Here is a 21,473-nt window from a genome sequence, read left to right as displayed (position 1 = left end):
CGTCTGAGGAGATCGTCCGGGCGGAGTTTACGGGCGGGGGCGCGGCCTCCGCTCGTTTTGTTCTGCGATATCAGCGCTTTGCTTCAGCTGGCCGCCTTCAGCCAGTAAAGCGGATGGGCAGAGAACCCGTGGCAGGCGGAGCCGTCGGGGAAGGAGATGTCCCAATTCTCCTGGGTCGTGGGCAGGCCTCCCCAGGGCGCCCAGAGCTTGGCGATGATCTGGCGGATGGCGTCATTGCGCCCGGCCTTTTGCAGGGCGGCAAAGACATAGTGGTGCATGAAGGGCGAGGCGCGGGTGGCGGCTTCCCCGAGGCTCGCCGCGATGATCGCACCGGGGTCGTGGTGCGTGTCGGTCAGCGACAGGAAGGCGAGGGCGAGCTGGCTGGCGGGGGCTCCGCCGGGGCTTTCGCGCCAGTCTGGGCCAAGGGTGCGGATCGCTTGTTGCAGGGCCTCGGCCTCCGCCCCCCAGGCCCCGGTCAGGCGATGGGCGATTTGCAGCGCGTAAAGGTAGCGCAGGTTGTAGGTCAGGTTGGGCTCGGCCCGGCTCATGGACGACCAGTCGAGGAAAAGCCTCCGCCCGGGTTGGGAATGGATCAGGCCATCTTTCAGGTCTTGTTGGAAGCGACCCAGCATCTTGTGCAGCACCGGGGCCAGGCGGGTGAGCGTATCGGGCTCGGCCTTGGGATGGCTGAGGTAGAGGTCCAGAAGCTCGACCCATGAGAAATTGTAATCGGTGACGACATAGGCTGGAACGTCGCCGGGCAGGATCGAGGGCAGGATGCCGTCCTCTGCCGCCCCCGCCGCCGCCATGTCCAAGGCGAATTTCATCGGGCGCGGGTCGTCGCTGATCGCGGAGAAGGCCAGGGCCTCGGGGACCACATCGCCCAGCCATTGCGAGCTTTCCCGCCAGATGCTGTCGACGAAACCGTCCTGAAGACAGGTCAGGATGGTGCGGCGGCAGGTCTGCGCGATGGGGTTCAGCGCGCCCTGGTCGGGATAGGAGATTGGGTCGAAGGGGTAATGCGCGGTGCGGACCTGCACCTGTGGCGGGGCTTTCGAGAGCAAAAGCAGATAGCGGGCGCCGCGGGGGGTGAAGGGCTGGACCTCGTTCCGGCCGGGGGACAGCGCGTAACGGTCGGTGACACGCATCCGGCAATAGGTCTGAGGGTCAGAAATCAGGGGAAGGTCGCCGGCCAGCTTCTCGGCATAGGAGATGAGCAGGGTTCCGGGGCCCTCGATGGTGACTTCGGGGGAGACAGTCTGGGAGACCCCAAGGTCATAGATCGTCAGCCGCCCAGCGCCGGGCTCGGACAGGGCGCGGGTGATTTGGCCGTGAAGCGCCGAAGCGGGCCCGTGACCCTCTGGCAGGGGCGCGGGGAGGACCTTCCAAGGCGTGAGCCCCCTGACCTCCTCGCGCAAGAGCGGCAATGGGCGGGGGTGCAGGCCCTGCCACAAGGGCCCCTCGGGCGGTTGCAGGATGCGGGGGGCGGCATAGCCTTGGTCCCGGGGCAAGGCGCGGTCCTCGACCCCGGTGCCATAGATCGAGACGCGGGGGACCTCGGCGGCATAGCTCCGGTCGCGGGAAACGCGCCAGCGCGGATCCGAGGGCGCGCCCTCCATCCCGCCGATCCAACCGCAAGCCGGGCGGGAGACATGGGCGAAATGCGAATAGCCGGGGGAATAGGTCTGCACCTCGATCCGGTTCAGACCGACCCGCAGGGCGTGGGAGATGTCATGGTCGTCATAAGCCATGGCCCAGGGCCAGGAGCGGCAGCCCCCGCGGGCGATATGCACGCCATTGACCCAAAGACGGTAGCGGTGGTCGCAGGCGATGGCGAACCGCCCCTTGGGTTCGGCAAGCTCGATATCCCGGCGGAAGGTCAGGTAGCACTCGGCCAGGTCAAACGGATGGTCCGAGCCGATCCAGAAGGCGCCCTCCAGGGCGCCTCCGGGGGCAAAGGGGCCAACCGCGCGGAAAGTCACTGCAAGGTCCGGTATTTCGCGGCCAGCTCATTGACCAGGCGGTAGGCCCGCACGAGGCGCATGGGCGGGATATCGGGCTGGATGAAATGCCCGCCGTTGAAGATGAAGCCGCCGCCAGGCGCATAGATGTGGAAGCGCTGGGTGATATATTCGTCCAGCTCATCCCCGTCGTATTTCAAGAGCCCATCGACCACGTCGAGGCTGCCGTAAATGGTGATCTTGTCGCCCCACTTGGCCTTGACCTCGGCGGGGTCGATGCCTGCGCTCTCCTGCACCGGATGCCAGGAGGAAAACCCCATCTCGATCACGTCATCGACGATCTGCAGGATATAGCCGTCGGAATGCAGGTTGACCGGCAAGCCGAGGCTTTTCGCATGGGCCACGACGCGCCCGGCATAGGGCTTGATCAGCTTCCTCCAGGCCTTGGGGTTGAAGAGCATCGTGCCATTCGAGCCCCAGTCGTCCGAGAGCGTCATCATGTCGACCCCCGCCGCGACCAGTTCCTCGACCTGGACGCAAAGCCAATCGGCATAGCGGTCGAAATGGGCGGCCATCTTGTCGGGCTGGCCGCCGAGATGCATCCAGCAATTCTCGATCCCGAGGAAGGAGGAGGTCCCCTCGACCATCCCCCAGACATGGGCCAGCACCGCCCTTTTCCCATGGTGATCGGCGAGCGCCGTGCGGATATTCACCCCGCCGAAGTCATAGTTCCAGTCGCTGAACCCCAGCCATTTCGGATCGCGCGGATCCTCCAGGGGGACCGAGGCCAGTTCGGAGATATCGAAGCGCTTCCCGTATTGGTTGGGATAGGGCATGAGGCCCACAAAGACATCGACGCCGAATTCCTCGATGAACTTCTCGCGCGGGCCGTAATCCGCGGCCAGCCGTTCCACGAATTGCTTCTGATAGAGCCAGCAGTCGATCGGCGTGCGGTCGACGGGCTTTCTTGCAAGGGTGGCCAGCACCCGATCCCGGCCATTCATCGAAAGCGTCATTCTTCCTCCAAGACCAGCATATGGCGCCAGTCGGCCAAATCCACCTGGGCCACAAAGCCCGAATGGAAGCTTTCCCAATGGACCTGCTCCCATTGCGGGATCAGGCCCTGAATTTCGGCGGGGCATTTCTGGATCAGCTCGGCATAGGCCGCCTCGAGGAGGCGATAGCCCGAGGTGTCAGAGACCTTGTATTTCGGATGGGGCGCGATCAGCCCATCCTCGACCATGGCTTGGTCGAGGATATCCGACATCTGGTGCAAGAGCTCCAGTTTCCGCGCCCAAGGCGTCTCCAGCCTTGGCGCTTCCTCGACGATGGCGGCAAGGCGCGGCCCCATGCGCGGCAAGCGGTGGAAGGCGACGGTCAGCCATTTGTCGTAGGGGTAGTATTGGCGGTCCAGAAGGAAGGCCATCTGCACGCCCCAACGCAAGGAGCGGGCAAAGGTGGTGGAGGCGTAAAGCCAGTTCTCCCGCAGGATGGCGCGCTTCAGGGCATAGACGCCCATGCCGGAGAAATAGCGGCTCCAATGGGCGAGGCGGCGCAGGCGGACAGGTTCGGGGTAATAGGCCTCCAAGGCGGCCCGCACCGCCGAGAAGCGGCCCGAGGGGTCATGCCAGACCTCTCCGGCCACGACATGGGTGACGTCCTCTTCGGGGATCGAGAGCCACTCGGCCAGGGTCGCGGGCGGGTGGTCCAGCCCGATGGTGGAGAGAAGGTGGTGTTCCAGGGAAGCCACCGTCACGCCCCGCGTCTTCGAATACATCACCCCCAGCTCGCGGCCGCGCCAATGGGTCGGAAGCGCCTCCAAAGCCGCCTCCAACGCCGGGACCTGATCCATAAGCGCCTGGGGCAGAAGGATATTGACCCGCAGGCCCCAGTGGTGATCGATGGAATACTGGTCATCCAGCCCCAGCACATCGGACCCATAGCCGAAAAAGCCCGCCGCCATCTGGTCCAGCGGGAACCCTGCCAGGGCGGGCCGCACCACCTCCTCCCAGAAGGCGCGGCTTTCCGTCATGATCGTGCTCATTCTCCCCCCGAAACTCCCCTCAGGCAGCGAAAATCAGGCGGGCATCACCCCCGCCAGCCAATCCTTCTGCCGCATTTCCTGGAACGGCCCGCCGCCCTCGTGGTCGTTGAACGTGTAGCGCGCCATCTGCTTGGGCGCGGCATAGGCGTTATAGGCGCCGTAGACGGTCGAGGGCGGGCAGATCGTGTCCATGATCCCCACCGAAAAGAGCGCGGGCGCCGTGGCACGGGCCGCGAAATGCACGCCGTCGAAGTAGGAGAGCGTGCGGAAGACCGCCTCCTCCGCCCCGCGATGGACAGCGAGATAGCGCGCGATTTCAAGGTAGGGATCGCGCGTCGCCACCGTCACCCCGCGCCAGAAGTCGCAGAGATAGGGCACATCGGGCATGACCGCCGACAGCCCCGGCACCAGTCCCGCCACGGCCAGGCTGATCCCCCCGCCCTGGCTCCCCCCCGCCACCGCAACCCTTGGGTAAAGCGTAAAGGCCGCCTCGACCGCCCGCACCGCATCGGTAAAGACCCTGCGGTAGAAGTAATCCTCGCGCCGCAGGATGCCCCTGGTCATGAAGCCCGCGTGGGCGGGGTCCGACCCCACCGGGTCCGGCGTCGCCCCCGGCGCCCAGCCGCTCCCCTGGCCCCGCGTGTCCATCACCAGCACCGCCCGCCCCGTGGAGGGCCAGAAGAGATGCTCATGCGCAAAAGACCGCCCGCCGTTATAGCCGATAAACTTCACAACGACCGAAGAGGCCCCGGGCGGGGCAATCAGCCAGCCCTTGACCTCATGCCCGCCAAAGCCGCGATAACTGACATCGCTGACCTGAAACACCGGGCCATCCTCGACCGGCGTGACCGTCAACCCCAGGTCGCCGCGCGCCCCGGCCAATGTCCCGCTCCAAAAGGCATCGAAATCCTCGGGCGCCCGCGCATCGCTGCGATATTCGGCCACCACGTCAGGGGAAAGGTCGGGAAAGGGCATCTGGGATCCTCCACCCTCACTTGACCCCAGAATCACCCGTCTTTCCAGCCTTTTCAGCGCCCCCTCTGCGCCCTATAAGCAGCCCCAAAGGAGAGCCCCATGCGCCAGGCCACGATCACCCGCAAGACCCATGAGACCTCCATCGAGGTGACGCTCGACCTGGATGGCACCGGCAAGTCGGATATCCAGACCGGGGTCGGCTTCTTCGACCACATGCTGGATCAATTGGCCAAGCACAGCCTCATCGACATGGTGATCCGCGCCAAGGGCGACCTGCATATCGACGACCACCACACGGTCGAGGATACCGGCATCGCCATCGGCCAAGCCCTGGTCAAGGCTCTGGGCGACAAGAAGGGCATCCGCCGCTATGGCCATTTCGCGCTGGCCATGGATGACGCCCAGGTGACTTGCGCGCTGGATCTCTCGGCGCGGCCCTACCTGATCTGCGACTTGGGCTTCCCGACCCAAAAGATCGGCACTTTCGACACCGAACTGGTGCGCGAGTTCTTCCAGGCCATTGCCACCCATGGCGGCATCACGCTGCATATCGACCGCCGCCACGGGATCAACTCCCACCACATCGCCGAGGCCGCCTTCAAATCCGTGGCGAAGAGCCTGCGCATGGCCGTCGAGAAAGACCCCAGGAACGACGCCCTCCCCTCCACCAAGGGCGCGCTCTAGTCTTTCAATTTGGCCCAAATATCTCCCGCCGGAGGCCCCGGCATCCGCCCGCGATAAGGCATCCGAATGCTCACCGTCCTCGTAGACTACGATTCCGGCAACCTGCACTCCGCCCAAAAGGCCTTCGAGCGCATGGCGGCAGAGACGTCAGGCGAAATCCTCGTCTCCTCGCGGCCTGAGGACGTGGCGCGGGCCGACCGCATCGTCCTGCCGGGCGACGGCGCCTTCCCCGCCTGCCGCAAGGCCTTGGGCGAGCACGGCGGGCTGTTCGAGGCGATCGACGAGGCCGTGACGCGAAAGGCCCGCCCCTTCATGGGCATCTGCATCGGCATGCAGATGCTGGCGACGCGCGGACTGGAATATGAACCCACCCCGGGCTTCGACTGGATCGGCGGAGAGGTCACGAAGATCACCCCCTCCGACCCGGGCCTCAAGGTCCCGCATATGGGCTGGAACGACCTGATCCTCGACCACCCGCACCCCTGCCTTGCGGGGCTCTCGACCGGCGATCACGCCTATTTCGTCCATTCCTATCACTTCAAGGTGGCCAACCCCGCCCACCGCCTCGCCCATGTCGACTATGCGGGCGAGGTCACGGCCATCGTCGGCCGCGACAATCTCTTCGGCACCCAGTTCCACCCCGAGAAATCGCAAGCTGCGGGCTTGCGGCTTATCGCGAATTTCCTCGCCTGGAAGCCCTGAGGCCCCAGGCTGGGGCCAGGCTCGCCAGGGCCAGGACGAAGCTCAGGCCGAAGACGACCAGAAGCACCAGGCGCAAGGCCTCCCCCTCGGCCAGGCCAAAGCCCGCGAGATTGGCCGCCAGCCCGTAAAGCGCGGCGCCGATGCCGTAACCGGCCGACATGACCACCGGCAAAAGCCCCGAGGCCACGTCGCGCTCCGCCCCCGCCTCTTCCATGACCATCTGGCTCAGCGCGCCCCAGGACAGACCAAAGGCCGCTCCGGTCACCAGCTGCCCCGCCAGCATCAGGGGCGCCGAGGTGGCCCAAAAGGCCGCCAGCATCGCCCCCTGCCCCAGGACCAGAAGCCCCGCCCCCCAGATCACCAGGCGCCTGCGGTCTCCGCCGATGCTTGCCGCAAGGGTCTGCATCCCCGACCAGCTGATGGCAAGGACCGTGGCCTCGAGCCCCGCGAGGATCGGCGTCCAGCCCCAGAGCATCTGCAAGCCGTATGACAAGAAGACCGAGCCCGCCGATTGCGACAAGGGCATCAAGAGCGCGAGCCAAAGCCCAAGGCCCAGGGCGCCCAGGCCAAAGGCCCCGCGCGGGAAAAGCCGGACCTCGGCCCGCCCATCCGCCCGGATCACCAGGACGAAGAGCGCAAGCCCCAAGGCCAAAAGCGGCGCCGCCATCCAGCCCGCACCATCCGAGACCAGAACCAGCCCCATCCCCGCCGCACAGCCCAAAAGCGGCACCAGGGGCAGCCCCGGCGCCTGGTCCGCACCCTTGGCATTGCTCACCACCCTGGGCACCAGCGCCAGGAAGACCAGCGCCATGGGCACCGCCGTAAGAAGCGCCCAGCGCCAGGAGGCGACCTCGGCCAGCCACCCCGCCAGGGCCGGCGCGCCAAAGGCCGCCACGGCCCAGGCCACGGCCTCGACCCCGAAGACCCGCGGGATCAGGCGCGGCGGAAAAAGCTGCGGGATCAGGACGTAACAGCCCGATTCGATGAAGCCCGCTCCAAAGCCCTGCAAGGTCCGCCCGGCCAGAAGCCAGCCCATCCCCGGCGCAAAGGCCGCCATCAGCGTGCCGCCCAGGAACACGACCCCCGCCAGCATGAACAGCCGCCGCGCCCCCAGCCGGTGCATCCCCGCCGCCGCCGAGGGCCCCGAGAGCATGCTTGCGATGATGTAAAGCGATGTGGCCCAGGCCAGCCACTCCCGCCCGCCGAAATCAGAGACGGCCGCAGGCAGGGCCGTCGCCACGACAAAGGCGTTGAAGGCGAAAAGCACCACGCCAAGCGCCACGGTCACCGTGGCCGCCAGGTGCCGGGGCGTCACAAGATCGGCCCAGCGGCTGGGGGCCTCGTCGGAAATGGCATCGGTCATGGCAAGTCTCCTTGCCCCCGTTCTAACCCTTTCCCGCGCAAGAGCCAGCCCGGGACCGACCTCTGCCCTATTTCACCCGGGTCCAGTCCTGCGCCCGACAGATCAGCCCGCCCATGACGCAGCCCGAGACCGAGAGCACATCGCCCGCAAGGCTCATCTTGGCGACATAGGTCTTGTCGCGGTCCGGCGCCCAGACCTGGCCGCCGTCGTAAAGGCCATCCCCCTCGGCCACCATGTCCCAGACGATCTGGCGGCCGATATGCTCGCTCTCGCGCGCCGTGCCCGTCTCGTCAAAGGCCTTGACCAGCGTGCCGCAAAGCGCCGTCCCGCAAGGCGCGATCTTCACATGGCCAAAGTGGCCGTTGTCATCGGGCTTGGTCTTCCACAGCCCCTCGACCGGATCGGCCATGGCCGCCCCCGCGCCCATCAGGGCCAGCACCAGTATCAGTGTCTTCATGTGATCCTCCCTTTGCCCACAGGAGAACCAGCCAGGGCCCGGCTGTAAAGCGTGACCTTGCGTCCCGCCGCCATGGCCCCTAAACAGCCGCAAAATGGAGGCTGCCATGATCCTTTATCCCGCCATCGACCTGAAGGACGGCCAATGCGTGCGGCTCTTGCGCGGCGAGATGTCGGCGGCCACCGTCTTTGGCGACGACCCCGCCGCCCAGGCGCTGAAGTTTCAGGACGCGGGCTGCCAGTGGCTGCACCTTGTCGACCTCAACGGCGCCTTCGCGGGCGCCCCGGTGAATGGCGCCGCGGTCGAGGCGATCCTGAAGGCCATCAAGGTGCCCACGCAGCTTGGCGGCGGCATCCGGGATATGGCGACCATCGCCATGTGGCTGGAAAAGGGCCTCTCCCGCGTGATCCTCGGCACCGTGGCGGTCGAAAACCCCGCCCTGGTGCGCGAGGCGGCGCGGGCCTTCCCCGGACAGGTCGCCGTGGGCATCGACGCCCGCAAGGGCTTTGTCGCCACCAAGGGCTGGGCCGAGGAGACCAATGTCCAGGCCACCGACCTCGCCCGGAGCTTCGAAGATGCGGGCGTCGCGGCCATCATCTACACCGACATCGACCGCGACGGCGCCATGGGCGGCCCCAACATCGAGGCGACCGAGGCGCTCGCCCGCGCGGTGTCCATCCCCGTCATCGCCAGCGGAGGCGTCTCCCGGATGGCGGACCTGCACGCCCTGAAAGCCACGGGCGTCATCGCCGGCGCCATCTCGGGCCGCGCGCTTTACGACGGGGCCATCGACCTTACCGAGGCGCTGAAAGCCCTGGCCTGAGCAGGCTCCCCAGCCAGATCAGCGCGACGAGGCAGGTCACCACGGCCAGGGGCCAGATCTCCAGTCCTTCGGGGAAGGCATCCCAGGCCAGCCGTCCCAGCATGGCCGTCACCAGCGGCGTGACCAGGAAAAGCCCATGCCGCCAGCCCCCCGAGGGGCCAAGGCGCAGCGGCTGGCGGTCTCCGACCCGGAAGGCCAGCCAAACCAGCACGGCCAGGATCACGGGCAGCAAAAGCCGAAGGGGGCTCAGCGTCGCCACCCCCTGCATCGCCCAGGAGGCCCCCAGCAGCCCCCCCGGCAAGGCCATGACCCAAAGCGGCGGCGCCGTCAGCGGCCCGATGCGATCCAAGGCCAATTGCGCCGCCACCACCAGCGCGCCAAAACCCATCAGATAGGCCAGAACCGCCTCCTGCCCCGGGATCGGGTGTTCCTTGGGCCAATAGCTCGCCAGAACCGCGCCAAAGACCCCCAGACCCAGCCACAGGCCCAACCGTTGCAAGGCGCCTCCCGCCCGCCCCAGCCCCAGCACCACCCCGCCCGAGATCAGCGCATGCCAGGCCAAGGGCGTCCAGACCAGCTGGAAGGGGAAGGCGTCATACATGGTCCCCACCACCGCGCCCTCGACCAGATAGCCCAGCACCGCGCCGCCGAGGAAAGCCGCCTTCACCCCCTGCACCCCCGCCCGCGTCACGACATAAAGCGCCACCGAGGCGCAGAACATATAGGCGAGGCATGTCACCGCCTGATCGGCCAAGGCGAAATCCGGATGCGGGATCGACCAGAAGAAGACCTCCGAGGCCCAGAAGGCGATGATCCCAAGGCAGGCCGAGGCCAGAAGAAACCGCATCGCATCCTCCGTTTTCGCGCAGTCTGCCATGAAATCGGCCGCGCGCCTGACCTTTGGCACCGTGGCGGCATCTTTCCGCCTTCCCCGCCCGGGCTGCCCCGGCTATACCCCTGCCCATGCTGAAAACCCGTCTCATCCCCTGTCTCGATGTCGCCGATGGCCGCGTGGTCAAGGGCGTGAATTTCGTCAACCTGATCGATGCGGGCGACCCCGTGGAGGCCGCGCGCGCCTATGATGCGGCGGGGGCGGACGAGCTCTGTTTCCTCGACATCCATGCCACCCATGAGAACCGCGGCACGATGTTCGACCTGGTGACCCGGACGGCGGAACAGTGCTTCATGCCCTTGACCGTGGGCGGGGGCGTCCGCACCCACCACGACGTGCGGGCCTTGCTTCTGGCCGGGGCCGACAAGGTCTCTTTCAACTCCGCCGCCGTCGCCAACCCCGATGTGGTGGCCGAGGCCGCCGACCGCTTCGGCAGCCAATGCATCGTTGTGGCCATCGACGCCAAGACCGTGGCGCCGGGACGGTGGGAGATCTTCACCCATGGCGGCCGCAAGGAGACCGGCATCGACGCGGTGGAATTCGCCGTGATGATGGCCGAGAAGGGCGCCGGAGAGATCCTCCTGACAAGCATGGACCGCGACGGCACCAAGGGCGGCTACAACCTGCCCCTGACCCGGGCCATCTCGGACGCCGTTCCCGTCCCCGTCATCGCCTCAGGCGGCGTGGGCACGCTCGACCACCTGGTCGAGGGCGTGACCCAAGGCGGCGCCTCTGCCGTCCTGGCCGCCAGCATCTTCCACTTCGGCACCTATACGATTGCCCAGGCCAAAGCCCATATGGCCGAGGCCGGCATCGCGATGAGGCTGTGATGGAGACCAAGGCCTTCACACTGGAAGGCTATCCGCTGGCCAAGGCCATGAAGCTTGCGCGGCGACGTGGCATGCCGCGCGGGGTCCGCTGGGCGCCCCTGTTCCTGGTCCTTGGGGCCTTGCTGCTCCTGACACTGCCGACACTTCTGCACAAGTTCGGGCTGATCGACCCCAGGATGGCCGCGTGGCTCCCCCTGGTCGCCCTGGCTCTCTTGTGGGTTGGTGTCTTGCGGTTCCGCAGCCGGAGCGTGACCGGGGTCGTTGCCCAAGCGCCCATCCTGACCGGGCGGCTTCAGGTCCGCCTGTCGGATGGCGGCGTGATCCTGCAAAGCGACCTCGCCCGCCACGAGCTGACCTGGGCGGCCATCAGCGACATCGTTCCGGGCCCAGACGGCCTCCTGCTCATCACTCCCGGGGTCAGTTTCTTCCCGATCCCCAGCTCCGCCTTCGCTTCCCCCGCCGAGATGGAGGCCTTCACCGCCGCCATCCGCGCCCGCATCCCCGTCGTGAAAGAGCCCTTCTGATGACGCTCGCCCATCTCGCCGCCACCATCCAGGCCCGCAAATCCGCCTCCCCCGACAGTTCCTGGACGGCCAAGCTCCTCGCCAAGGGCCCCGAGAAATGCGCCGAGAAGTTCGGCGAAGAGGCCATCGAGGCGATCATCGAGGCCGTCAAGGGCGACCGCGACAAGCTCATCGCCGAGGCGGCGGATGTGCTCTACCACCTCCTGGTGATGCTCGCCGCCCGGGATATCACGCTTTCCGATGTCGAGGCCGAACTGACCCGCCGCGAGGGGACCTCGGGCATAGCGGAAAAAGCCGCGCGCTAGGGGGCGGTGCGCTGAAGCGCACCCTACGCTGCCTTGATGCCGGAACGGCTCCAGGACCGGCCAGAGAGCGGGTCATGCCGGGCAAGGTCATCCGTCCCGGCCAAACCGGCAGCCCCAACGCGCCCAGCGCAACGCCCAAGCGCGGCCTGCGCAGCAGGCCGCGCCCCCTCCCCGGGTGGGCGGCGGATTTCGCAGAAATCCTCCGACCGCGCGGGGAAAGCTACCGTTTGAACTTGTCGCGCAGCGCGTCGAAGGCGCCCCCACCGACCGATTTCGGCGCCGCCGACATCGCCCCCCGCACATGCCTGTCCTTGGGCGCCCCCCGCTCGCTCGACGGCACTGCCGAGGCCCCGCCGTCCTTCTTCATCGTCAAGGCAATGCGTTTCCTCGCCACATCGACCTCGACGACCCGCACCTTGACCACATCCCCCGCCTTCACCACCTCATGCGGGTCCTTCACGAAACGGTCGGCCAATTGGCTGACATGCACCAGCCCATCCTGGTGCACCCCCACATCAACAAAGGCGCCAAAGGCCGCGACATTGGTCACCGTGCCCTCCAACAGCATCCCCACCTTCAGATCCTTGATCTCCTCGACGCCTTCCGTGAAGGTCGCCGTCTTGAACTCCGGCCGCGGGTCGCGCCCGGGCTTCTCAAGCTCCGAGAGGATATCCTGCACCGTCGGCAGGCCGAACTTCTCATCGACAAAGGCGCGCGGGTTGAGGGCCTTCAAGGCGCCAGCATCCCCCATCAGGCTGCGGATATCCCGCCCGCATGAGGCCACGATCTTCCTCGCCACATCATAGGCCTCCGGGTGGACCGAGCTTGCGTCCAAAGGCTCCGCCCCATCCCGGATGCGCAGGAAGCCCGCCGCCTGTTCAAAAGCCTTGGGACCGAGCCGCGCGACCTTCAACAGCTCTTTGCGCGACCGGAACGGCCCATTCGCATCCCGATGCGCCACGATGGCCCGCGCAAGCCCCTCGCTCAGCCCCGACACCCGCGAGAGCAAGGGCGCCGAGGCCGTGTTCAACTCCACGCCCACGGCGTTCACGGCATCCTCGACCACTTCGCCCAAGGACTTCCCCAGCCGCCCCTGGTCCACGTCATGCTGATACTGGCCAACCCCGATCGCCTTGGGCTCGATCTTCACAAGCTCCGCCAGCGGGTCCTGCAAACGCCGCGCAATCGACACGGCGCCACGAAGCGAGACATCCAGCTCCGGGAACTCCTGCGCCGCCAATTCGCTGGCCGAATAGACCGAAGCCCCCGCCTCACTCACCACGACCTTGGCAGGCTTCTCGCCGGGCAGCAAAGCCAGCATATCGGCCACGAGCTTCTCGGTCTCGCGCGAGGCCGTCCCGTTGCCGATGGCGATCAGCTTGACCCCATGCGCCACGACCAGCCGCGCCAAGGTGGCCGTCGCGCCGCGCACATCGTTCTTGGGCTGGAAAGGATAGATCGTGTCAGTCGCCAGAACCTTGCCCGTGGCATCGACCACCGCGAGCTTGCAGCCCGTGCGGATGCCCGGATCGACCCCCAGGGTCGCCTTGGCCCCCGCCGGAGCCGCCAGGAGCAAATCCTTCAGGTTCCGCGCAAAGACCCGGATCGCCTCGGCCTCGGCCTTCTCGCGCAGCTCTCCCATCAGGTCCAGGACCAGCGAGGTCCGGATCTTGATCCGGAAGGCCCAGGCCGCAGCCTCGCGCAGCCACTTGTCCCCCGGGCCCCGTCCTTCGGCACGCAACACCGCCCCGCAGGCCCGCTCACAGGGGCTCTCGCCCTTGGGCGCCTCGGCATCGACCTCGAGGTCCACCGACAGCATCCCCTCGTTCTGCCCGCGCAGCATGGCCAGAACCCGGTGCGAGGGCGCAAGCCCCCAGGGTTCCTGATGCGCAAAGTAATCGCGGAACTTCTCGCCCTCGGCCTCTTTCCCCGCCACGACCTTGGCCGAAAGAACCCCCACCTTCTTCATATGCTCGCGCAGGCGCCCCAAAAGCCCGGCATCCTCCGAAAGCCCCTCGGCCAGGATATCGCGGGCACCTTCCAGCGCCGCCTTGGCATCCGCCACGCCCTCCCGCACATAGCCACCCGCCAAGACCATCGGATCCGCCGAGCGATCCGCCAGCACGGCATCGTAAAGCCCCTGCAACCCCAGTTCCCGCGCGATCATCGCCTTGGTGCGCCGCTTGGGCTTGTAGGGCAGGTAGAGGTCCTCGAGCTCCGCCTTGGTCACCACCCCGGCAATCGCCCGGGCCAGCTCATCGGTCATCTTGCCCTGCTCGGTGATCGAGGACACGATCGCCTCGCGCCGTGCCTGCAACTCGCGCAAATACACCAGCCGCTCGGCCAGCGTCCGCAGCTGCGTGTCATCCAGCCCCCCCGTCACCTCCTTGCGATAGCGCGCGATGAAGGGCACCGTCGCCCCGCCATCCAGAAGCTCCACCGCCGCGGCCACCTGCCCCACCGAGGCGCCGATCTCGGTGGCAATGATCTGGGGAATGGGACGAATGGCCATGGCGCGACTCCTGATGCGAAACGGGCGCCGAACATCGCCGCAGCCCGCCCCGGGCGCAAGCCCCCCACCGCCGCACGCCCTCCCCTTTCATTGGTCGAAAAATATCCCGGGGGTCCGGGGGCAGCGCCCCCGGACCAACCACCCGCACCAAACCCACCCATTTTTGGAATATTCATTCCAAACCACTTGCCCCGACTCGGCGTCCGCGCTAGGCCACCCTCCAAACCCAAACCGAAAGGTGATCCCATGCTGAAGGCCAAACTGGGCATCTCGCCCATCTGCTGGTGGAACGACGACCTCGTGGAACTGTCCGATGATGTGTCCCTGGAGGAATGTCTCCGCCAGGCCTCGGTCGCGGGCTATACCGGCATGGAGACGGGCCGCCGCTTTCCGATGGACTGGGCGGAACTGGGCCCGATCCTGAAGGCGCACAACATGTCGGTCTGCGGCGGCTGGTTCTCGGGGACCATCCTCGAGGGCGACATCGAAGAGAACAAGGCCCGGATCCAGGCGCAGATGGCGCTCTTCAAGGCGGCAGGCGCGCCCTGCATCGTCTATGGCGAGGTCGCGCGCTCGATCCAGGGCGACCGCTCCAAGCCCCTGGCAACCAAGCCCAGGCTGGACGAAGACCAGATGCGCATCTATGCGCGCAACATGACCACCTTTGGCGAATGGTGCGCCGAGCAGGGGATGCCCTTGTCCTATCACCACCACATGGCGGCGGTCGTTGAAACCGAAGCGGAACTCGACCTCTTCATGAAACACTCCGGCGCAGGCATCCCCCTGCTCTTTGACGCGGGCCACCTGGCTTTTGCCGGCGGCGACTGCCTGAGGGCCATCGACAACCACCACAAGCGCATCACCCATGTCCATACCAAGGACATCCGCCGCGCCGTGGTCGACAGCCTCGACCGCACGAAGGAAAGCTTCCTCGACGCCGTCATGAAGGGCGCCTTCACCGTGCCGGGCGACGGCTCGCTGGACTTCGAGGCCATTGTGAAACGCCTGGCCTCTTACGGCTATGAGGGCTGGTTCGTCGTCGAGGCCGAGCAGGACCCGAAGAAGGCTCCTCCGCTGGAATGGTCGACCAAGGGCAACAAGGAACTGCACCGCGTCATGCAGGCTGCGGGCTATACGGTCGTCTGATCGGCTGGCACGCAAGGAGCCCCGCGGTATGCCCCGGGGCTCCTACTGCGCGGCCATCTCGCGCGTGCCGCCAAGGGCGCGTTCGCTGACCTCGCTGAGCGCCAGCGCCGCCGCGCCATGGGCCCAGAGGAGGTCACCCCAGGCATGGATCTCGATGGGCGGGCGCGGGCGACCGGAGTTGATCACCAGGTCCTGCATCTCGGCCAGCGTTTCGGCGGCGTAGAGATAGTCGTATTTCATCCGCTCGCCCGAGAGGATGATCAGCGCCGGATCAAAGAGGTTCACCACATTGGCAAGCCCCAGCGCCAGGTAGCGCCCCGCCCGGCGGAAGATCGAGCGGGCCGTCGCATTGCCCGCCTTGGCATGCTGGTAAAGGCTTTCAAGCAGCACGTTCATCGAGGGGCTTTGGCGGTGAGAAAGGTTCAGCGCCGTCACCGCCTCCCGCGCCAGGGCATAGTCGGCGACATAGGCCTCCAGGCAACCGCGCTGGCCGCAGCGACAGAGCGCGCCGTCGAGCTGCACCTTGGTATGGCCAAGCTCCATCCCCAGGCGCTGCGCCCCGCGATAGATGCGGTGGTTCATCACGAAACCCATGCCCACGCCGTGCTCGATGGTGACCACGGCGAAATCGGCCAGCGCCCGGCCCGCGCCGAACCAAAGTTCGGCCAGGGCCACCAGGTTCGCATCATTGTCGATGGACACCGGGCAACCCACCCGCAGGCTGGCCGCCCGCGCCAGCGGCACCTCGCGCTCGACCAGCGTCGAGGACCAATGCACCATCCCCTCGGCATGATCGACGAAGCCCGGCACGCCGATCCCCACCCCCGAGAGCGCCGAGCGCGCCACGCCCGCCTTGGCGCAGACCTTGTCCAAGAGCACCTCGACCGCGTCGAGCAGCTCGTCCAGCGTCGCAGGCCCCGGCTCACGCGCGACCGCATCATCGGCCAGCATGTTGCCCGCGAAATCCACGATGACGGCGGTGTGCTCGCGGTCGGAAAGCTTGAGCCCCGCAACGACATGGGCCCCGGCCCGCACGCCCAAGGCCACAGCCGGACGGCCCCTCCCGGCAGCGGCGGGGGTCGCGGTCTCTTCGATCAGGCCGACCTCGATCAGCTCTTGCGTGATCGTGGTGACCGAGGCCGGAGAGACGCCCAAATCCTTGGCCAGCTGCACGCGCGGCACCAGGCCCTGGGCGCGAATCCGTTCGAAGACCTGCTGGCGCAGGGGCCGCATCTGTTCGGACCAAGGCGTGATCAGCGGACCACAGCCCGAATGCTCCCCTTGTCCCTCTCTGCGCATTTCTTCACCCCTTGAACGAAAAACCCGTAGATTGGTCAAATGTCCTGCCGCTTTTTCTGCAATGCAGCGCAAAAACCGTCCCTATTTTCGCCAAACTCAGAATGCGATGCGATTTATATTTTGACAACTGAAATTATTCGCGGCAGGGTCACGCCTGCCCCGACGAATCTGCGGGGCGGCCATACGCTGGCCACATCCATGGGAGGATAAGAATGCGTAAAGTAGTTCTCGCCGCGCTGCTCGCGGCGACCAGCCTGTCGACCGCCGCCTTCGCCGAAGGCAAGAAGATCGGCGTTTCGTGGGCGCAATTCCAGGAAGAGCGCTGGAAGATCGACGAAGCTGCCATGAAGGCCGCCATCGAAGCCGCCGGCGACGAGTATATCTCGGCCGACGCGCAGTCCTCGGCCGAAAAGCAGCTGTCGGACATCGATGCGCTGATCGCCCAGGGCGTTGACGCCCTGATCATCAACGCCTGGGACAAGGACGCCATCGGGCCGGCCATCGAAAAGGCCGCTGCCGAAGGCATCCCGGTCGTCGGTTACGACCGCCTGATCGAAGACGCCCGCACCTTCTACCTGACCTTCGACAATGTCGGCGTCGGCCGCATCATTGCCGAGAACGTCTTCGCGGCGGCTCCGAAGGGCAACTATGCCATCATCAAGGGCGACCCCGGTGACCCGAACGTCGGCTTCCTGCGTCAAGGCATGGAAGAAGTCATCGGCGCTGCCGTGGCTGCGGGCGACATCAAGATCGTCGGCGAAGCGAACTCGGACGGCTGGAAGCCCGAGAACGCCCAGAAGAACATGGAACAGATCCTGACCGCCAACAACAACGCCGTTGACGCCGTTCTGTCGCAGAACGACGGCATGGCCGGTGGCGCTGCTGCCGCCTTGGCGGCCCAGGGCCTGAACGTTCCGCTGGGTGGCCAGGACGGCGACCTCGCCGCCATCAACCGCGTGGCCCGCGGCACCCAGACCGTCTCGGTCTGGAAGGACTCGCGTCAGCTCGGCAAGGCTGCCGGCGAGATCGCGGCCCAGCTGGCCGAGGGCGTGGCGCTGGACGCCATCGCCGGTGCGACCAAGTTCTCGGGCGGTGAGAAGGGCGTGGAGATGAATGCCATCCTCCTGTCGCCGACCGCGATCACCAAGGACACGGTCAACCTGGCGATCGACGCCGGCCACATCACCAAGGAACAGGCCTGCGAAGGCGCCATGGCCGGTGTGAAGGGCTGCGAATAAGCCTTTGACTTCGCGCCGGTCCCCTTCGGGGGGCCGGCGTTTTCCTTTGCTCCACGGTCGGGGCACGCAGTTCTCCTTCCGGCCCCAACCCTCGCATCGGAATCGCCCGAGTGGCCCACCCCAAAGGGGTGCCAGGCCCCGCGTTTCCCGTCTGCGCAGCCGCGCGGCCCCAGTTCATGGACACAACATGACCGATACATCCCATCGCCCCCAGACCCAGGAGAAGGACGGCCCCATCGCCGCCTTCCTGCGTGCCACCGAGCTTGACCCCCGCCTGATCGGCATGGTCGGCGCGCTGTTCATGATCTGGGTGGGCTTTCACGTCTACGGCGAGTTCGTTCTGGGCGACGGGTCCTTCCTGACCCCGCGCAACCTGTGGAACCTTTCGGTTCAGACCGCCTCGATCGGCATCATGGCGACCGGCATGGTCCTGGTCATCATCACCCGCAACATCGACCTGTCGGTGGGCTCCATCGTCGGCGTGACCGGAATGTACATGGGCCTCTTGCAGGTCGAATGGCTGCCGCAATGGCTGGGCCTCGGTCATCCGATGATCTGGGTCATCACGGTGATCTTCGGCCTGGCCGTGGGCGCTCTGATCGGCGCCTTCCAGGGCTCGCTGATCGCCTATCTCTCGATCCCCTCCTTCATCGTGACGCTGGGCGGCCTGCTCGTCTGGCGCGGCGTGGCCTTCCTTGCGGCCGATGGCCGGACGATCTCGCCGGTCGATGCGACCTTCAACCTGATCGGCGGAGGCCCCTTCGGCGCCATCGGCGGCACGGGCTCCTGGATCGTGGCGGCCATCGCTGCGGCGGGTGTCATCTGGATGATCGTCAACGGCCGGGCCAACCGCAAGCTACACGGCTTCCCGCTGCGCCCGATGTGGGCCGAGGTCTTCATGGCCGCCCTGGGTCTTGGCGTGATCGGCGGCGCGACCCTGGTCGTGAATGCCTATCCCTGGCCCAAGGGCATCCTGAAGCAGTATTACGAGGGCCTGGGGCAGGAAGTGCCCGAGAATGCCTTCATCTCTCATGGCTATGCCTATCCGGTGCTGATCCTGCTGGTTGTCGCCATCGGCATGACCATCCTGATGACCCGCACCCGGTTCGGACGCTATGTCTTCGCCATCGGCGGCAACCCCGAGGCGGCTGCGCTCTCGGGCATCAACACCCGCGCCATGACGGTCAAGATCTTCACCCTGATGGGTGCGCTGGCTGGCCTTGCGGGCGTCATCGCCTCGGCCCGCCTGAACTCGGCCACCAATGCGCTCGGTGACCTCGACGAACTTTACGTCATCGCCTCGGCTGTGGTCGGCGGCACCTCCTTGGCGGGCGGCGTCGGCACCATCTATGGCGCGATCATCGGGGCCCTGGTCCTGGTGTCCTTGCAGACCGGCATGGTCCTGATCGGCTTCGGCGACGGGTCCTACCGCAAGATCGTGATCGGCGCGGCCCTGGTTCTGGCCGTCTATCTCGACATCCTCTACCGCAAACGCATCAAGTAAGGGGACGACATCATGAGCACTTCCAATCGCGGCACCCCCCTGGTCGAACTGCGCGACATCTCGATCGCCTTTGGCGGGATCAAGGCGGTGGACCATGTCTCCATCGACCTCTACCCCGGCGAGGTCGTGGGCCTTCTGGGTCACAACGGCGCGGGCAAGTCGACGCTGATCAAGTGTCTGTCCGGCGCCTATCAGGCTGACAGCGGCGAGATTCTGATCAACGGCGAGAAGGTCGAGATCAAGAACCCCCGCGACGCCCGGGCCCAGAACATCGAGACGATTTACCAGACCCTGGCCCTGGCCGATAACCTGGACGCCGCCTCGAACCTCTTCCTCGGGCGGGAACTCGTGAACTCCATGGGTTTCGTGGACGAGACCAAGATGGAGGCCGAGACCCGCAAGATCATGGGCCGGTTGAACCCGAACTTCCGCAAGTTCAACGTGCCGGTCTCGGCTTTGTCGGGCGGTCAGCGCCAATCGGTCGCCATCGCGCGGGCGGTCTATTTCAACGCCAAGATCCTGATCATGGACGAGCCGACCGCCGCTTTGGGCCCGCATGAGACCCAGATGGTGGCCGAGCTCATCCAGGAGCTGAAGGCCCAGGGCCTTGGGATTTTCCTGATCGAGCACGACATCCACTCGGTCATGAAGCTCTGCGACCGCGCCGCCGTGATGAAGAACGGCCAGTTGGTCGGCACCGTCAAGGTCGACGAGGTCACCGACGAAGACATCCTGGGCATGATCATCCTCGGCAAGAAACCGGCAAAGGCTGCGTGATGTATATTGGTCTGGACCTTGGCACTTCGGGTTTGAAGGGCATCCTGATCGACGACAACCAGAAGGTGGTGGCGGAAGCCACCGCCCCCCTGACCGTCCAGCGCCCGCATGAGGGCTGGTCGGAGCAAGAGCCCTCCTCCTGGATCGCGGCGGCCGAGACCGTCCTGGACAAGCTCTCGGCCCATGGCCTGGGCGCGGTCAAGGGCATCGGGCTTTCGGGCCACATGCATGGGGCCACCGTCCTGGACAAGTCTGACCAGGTGCTGCGGCCTTGTATTTTGTGGAACGATACCCGCAGCCACGAGGAAGCCGCCGAGATGGACGGCGACCCGATCTTCCGCCGGGTGACGGGCAACATCGTCTTCCCGGGCTTCACCGCGCCGAAACTGGCCTGGATGCGCAGGCATGAGCCCGCGTTGTGGGACCAGGTGGCCATGGTGCTTCTGCCCAAGGATTTCCTGCGGCTCTGGCTGACGGGCGAACATGTGGGCGAGATGTCCGATGCCGCGGGCACCGCCTGGTTCGACACCGGGGCGCGGGACTGGTCGGATGACCTTTTGTCCGCCGCCGGTCTGACGCGCGCCCAGATGCCGCGCCTGGTCGAGGGCTCGGAGGTTTCGGGGCACCTGCGCGGGGAATTGGCCTCACGTTGGGGCATGGGCCAGGTCGTCGTGGCCGGGGGCGGAGGCGATAACGCCGCCTCGGGCGTCGGCGTGGGTGTCGTGAAGGCGGGGCAGGCTTTTGTCTCGCTTGGCACCTCGGGCGTGCTTTTTGCCGCCAATGACGGCTATCAGCCCGATCCGGCCACCGCCGTTCACACCTTCTGCCACGCCCTGCCCGGCACCTGGCACCAGATGGGTGTGATCCTCGCCGCCACCGATGCGCTGAACTGGTATGCGGGCCTGGTGGGCCAGACCGCGGCCACGCTGACCGGCGAGCTTGGGCCGCTGCAAGGCCCGGGCAAGGGGCTCTTCCTGCCCTACCTGGGCGGCGAGCGCACGCCCTTGAACGATGCCGCCATCCGCGGCGCGCTTCTGGGGCTGGAGCATCAGACCGACCGTGCGGCAGGCACCCGCGCCGTGCTGGAGGGCGTGACCTATGCCTTCCGCGACAGCCGCGACGCCCTGGCTGCCACCGGCACCAAGCTCGAGAATGTCCTGGCCGTCGGCGGTGGCTCGCGGTCGGACTACTGGCTGAAGCTGATCGCCACGGCGCTGGATGTGCCGGTGCAGGTCCCGGTGGCCGGCGACTTCGGCGGCGCGCTGGGTGCGGCCCGGCTTGGCCTGATGGCCGCGACCGGCGCGGGCGCCGAGGTGGCGACCATGCCCCCCATCGCCCGGGTGATCGAGCCCGACACCTCCCTGACCGCCGCTTTCGATGCCGGACACGCCCGTTTCCGCGCCGCGCAAAAGGCGATCCAGGCGCTTTCCCACTAAC

At 66.6% G+C, this 21,473-nt stretch carries 20 protein-coding genes; 11 read left to right on the top strand and 9 right to left on the bottom strand.

Annotated elements, in window-relative coordinates:
* Positions 1-83: 83 nt before the first annotated feature.
* From GV832_RS05775 to GV832_RS05760, 4 genes are read right to left on the bottom strand one after another with little or no spacing between them, the layout of a single operon-like run.
* A complete protein-coding gene (locus tag GV832_RS05775) occupies positions 84-1,982 on the bottom strand; it encodes a hypothetical protein (RefSeq protein ID WP_168773883.1) in 1,899 nt (632 codons plus the stop codon).
* A complete protein-coding gene (locus tag GV832_RS05770) occupies positions 1,979-2,977 on the bottom strand; it encodes a uroporphyrinogen decarboxylase family protein (RefSeq protein ID WP_168773882.1) in 999 nt (332 codons plus the stop codon). The genes GV832_RS05775 and GV832_RS05770 overlap by 4 nt, the downstream gene beginning before the upstream one ends.
* Entirely contained in the window at positions 2,974-4,005 is a 1,032-nt protein-coding gene (locus GV832_RS05765; RefSeq protein ID WP_168773881.1) for a DUF4037 domain-containing protein, read from the bottom strand. The genes GV832_RS05770 and GV832_RS05765 overlap by 4 nt, the downstream gene beginning before the upstream one ends.
* 33 nt (positions 4,006-4,038) lie before the next feature.
* Positions 4,039-4,980, bottom strand: coding sequence for an acetylxylan esterase (locus GV832_RS05760; protein ID WP_168773880.1), 942 nt, complete (start codon positions 4,978-4,980; stop codon positions 4,039-4,041).
* Between the two features lie 99 nt (positions 4,981-5,079).
* Between GV832_RS05760 and hisB the strand changes: the two genes are divergently transcribed.
* Entirely contained in the window at positions 5,080-5,664 is a 585-nt protein-coding gene (gene hisB / locus GV832_RS05755) for an imidazoleglycerol-phosphate dehydratase HisB (protein WP_168773879.1), read from the top strand.
* Between the two features lie 66 nt (positions 5,665-5,730).
* A complete protein-coding gene (gene hisH / locus GV832_RS05750; protein ID WP_168773878.1) occupies positions 5,731-6,366 on the top strand; it encodes an imidazole glycerol phosphate synthase subunit HisH in 636 nt (211 codons plus the stop codon).
* On the opposite strand, the gene GV832_RS05745 is transcribed toward hisH, so the two are convergent.
* Together GV832_RS05745 and GV832_RS05740 are read right to left on the bottom strand one after the other, a co-directional pair.
* Positions 6,335-7,729, bottom strand: a complete 1,395-nt coding sequence (locus tag GV832_RS05745; protein ID WP_168773877.1) for an MFS transporter — start codon at positions 7,727-7,729, stop codon at positions 6,335-6,337. The two genes, hisH and GV832_RS05745, sit on opposite strands and share 32 nt — an antisense overlap.
* Before the next feature lie 67 nt (positions 7,730-7,796).
* Complete coding sequence (locus GV832_RS05740) at positions 7,797-8,186, bottom strand: DUF2147 domain-containing protein (protein ID WP_168773876.1); 390 nt, start codon at positions 8,184-8,186, stop codon at positions 7,797-7,799.
* A 106-nt stretch (positions 8,187-8,292) separates the two neighbouring features.
* Between GV832_RS05740 and hisA the strand changes: the two genes are divergently transcribed.
* Positions 8,293-9,009, top strand: coding sequence for a 1-(5-phosphoribosyl)-5-[(5-phosphoribosylamino)methylideneamino]imidazole-4-carboxamide isomerase (hisA, locus tag GV832_RS05735; protein ID WP_168773875.1), 717 nt, complete (start codon positions 8,293-8,295; stop codon positions 9,007-9,009).
* On the opposite strand, the gene GV832_RS05730 is transcribed toward hisA, so the two are convergent.
* Positions 8,981-9,856 (bottom strand): hypothetical protein, encoded by an 876-nt coding sequence (locus tag GV832_RS05730; RefSeq protein WP_168773874.1) that lies wholly within the window; start codon positions 9,854-9,856, stop codon positions 8,981-8,983. The genes hisA and GV832_RS05730 overlap by 29 nt on opposite strands.
* 116 nt (positions 9,857-9,972) lie before the next feature.
* Between GV832_RS05730 and hisF the strand changes: the two genes are divergently transcribed.
* The 3 genes from hisF to GV832_RS05715 are packed head-to-tail and all read left to right on the top strand — an operon-like array spanning position 9,973 to position 11,560.
* A complete protein-coding gene (hisF, locus tag GV832_RS05725; RefSeq protein ID WP_168773873.1) occupies positions 9,973-10,731 on the top strand; it encodes an imidazole glycerol phosphate synthase subunit HisF in 759 nt (252 codons plus the stop codon).
* The gene (locus tag GV832_RS05720) at positions 10,731-11,255 is read left to right on the top strand and encodes a YcxB family protein (protein ID WP_168773872.1); all 525 of its coding nucleotides are present in this window, start codon (positions 10,731-10,733) and stop codon (positions 11,253-11,255) included. The genes hisF and GV832_RS05720 overlap by 1 nt, the downstream gene beginning before the upstream one ends.
* On the top strand, positions 11,255-11,560 hold the full coding sequence (locus tag GV832_RS05715) for a phosphoribosyl-ATP diphosphatase (protein ID WP_168773871.1): 306 nt from the start codon (positions 11,255-11,257) through the stop codon (positions 11,558-11,560). The genes GV832_RS05720 and GV832_RS05715 overlap by 1 nt, the downstream gene beginning before the upstream one ends.
* A gap of 220 nt (positions 11,561-11,780) precedes the next feature.
* On the opposite strand, the gene GV832_RS05710 is transcribed toward GV832_RS05715, so the two are convergent.
* Entirely contained in the window at positions 11,781-14,072 is a 2,292-nt protein-coding gene (locus GV832_RS05710; RefSeq protein ID WP_168773870.1) for a Tex family protein, read from the bottom strand.
* Positions 14,073-14,318: 246 nt separating this feature from the next.
* Here GV832_RS05710 and iolE point away from each other — a divergent pair, with 246 nt between their 5' ends.
* Positions 14,319-15,218: a myo-inosose-2 dehydratase gene (iolE, locus tag GV832_RS05705; RefSeq protein ID WP_227754257.1), complete on the top strand. Its 900-nt coding sequence runs from the start codon at positions 14,319-14,321 to the stop codon at positions 15,216-15,218.
* Between the two features lie 42 nt (positions 15,219-15,260).
* Here the strand turns inward: iolE and GV832_RS05700 are convergent, their stop codons facing one another.
* Positions 15,261-16,517 (bottom strand): ROK family transcriptional regulator, encoded by a 1,257-nt coding sequence (locus tag GV832_RS05700; protein ID WP_168773869.1) that lies wholly within the window; start codon positions 16,515-16,517, stop codon positions 15,261-15,263.
* A 212-nt stretch (positions 16,518-16,729) separates the two neighbouring features.
* Between GV832_RS05700 and GV832_RS05695 the strand changes: the two genes are divergently transcribed.
* From GV832_RS05695 to xylB, 4 genes are all read left to right on the top strand, one after another.
* Complete coding sequence (locus GV832_RS05695) at positions 16,730-17,755, top strand: substrate-binding domain-containing protein (RefSeq protein WP_168773868.1); 1,026 nt, start codon at positions 16,730-16,732, stop codon at positions 17,753-17,755.
* A gap of 187 nt (positions 17,756-17,942) precedes the next feature.
* Positions 17,943-19,259: a sugar ABC transporter permease gene (locus tag GV832_RS05690; RefSeq protein ID WP_168773867.1), complete on the top strand. Its 1,317-nt coding sequence runs from the start codon at positions 17,943-17,945 to the stop codon at positions 19,257-19,259.
* Between the two features lie 12 nt (positions 19,260-19,271).
* On the top strand, positions 19,272-20,036 hold the full coding sequence (locus GV832_RS05685; RefSeq protein WP_168773866.1) for an ATP-binding cassette domain-containing protein: 765 nt from the start codon (positions 19,272-19,274) through the stop codon (positions 20,034-20,036).
* Positions 20,036-21,472: a xylulokinase gene (xylB, locus tag GV832_RS05680; RefSeq protein ID WP_168773865.1), complete on the top strand. Its 1,437-nt coding sequence runs from the start codon at positions 20,036-20,038 to the stop codon at positions 21,470-21,472. The genes GV832_RS05685 and xylB overlap by 1 nt, the downstream gene beginning before the upstream one ends.
* Position 21,473 lies beyond the last annotated feature (1 nt).

It is taken from the genome of Stagnihabitans tardus, assembly GCF_009925085.1.
In the GTDB taxonomy this organism is placed as follows: Bacteria; Pseudomonadota; Alphaproteobacteria; order Rhodobacterales; family Rhodobacteraceae; genus Stagnihabitans; species Stagnihabitans tardus.
This window is presented reverse-complemented; position numbering and strand designations above follow the sequence as displayed.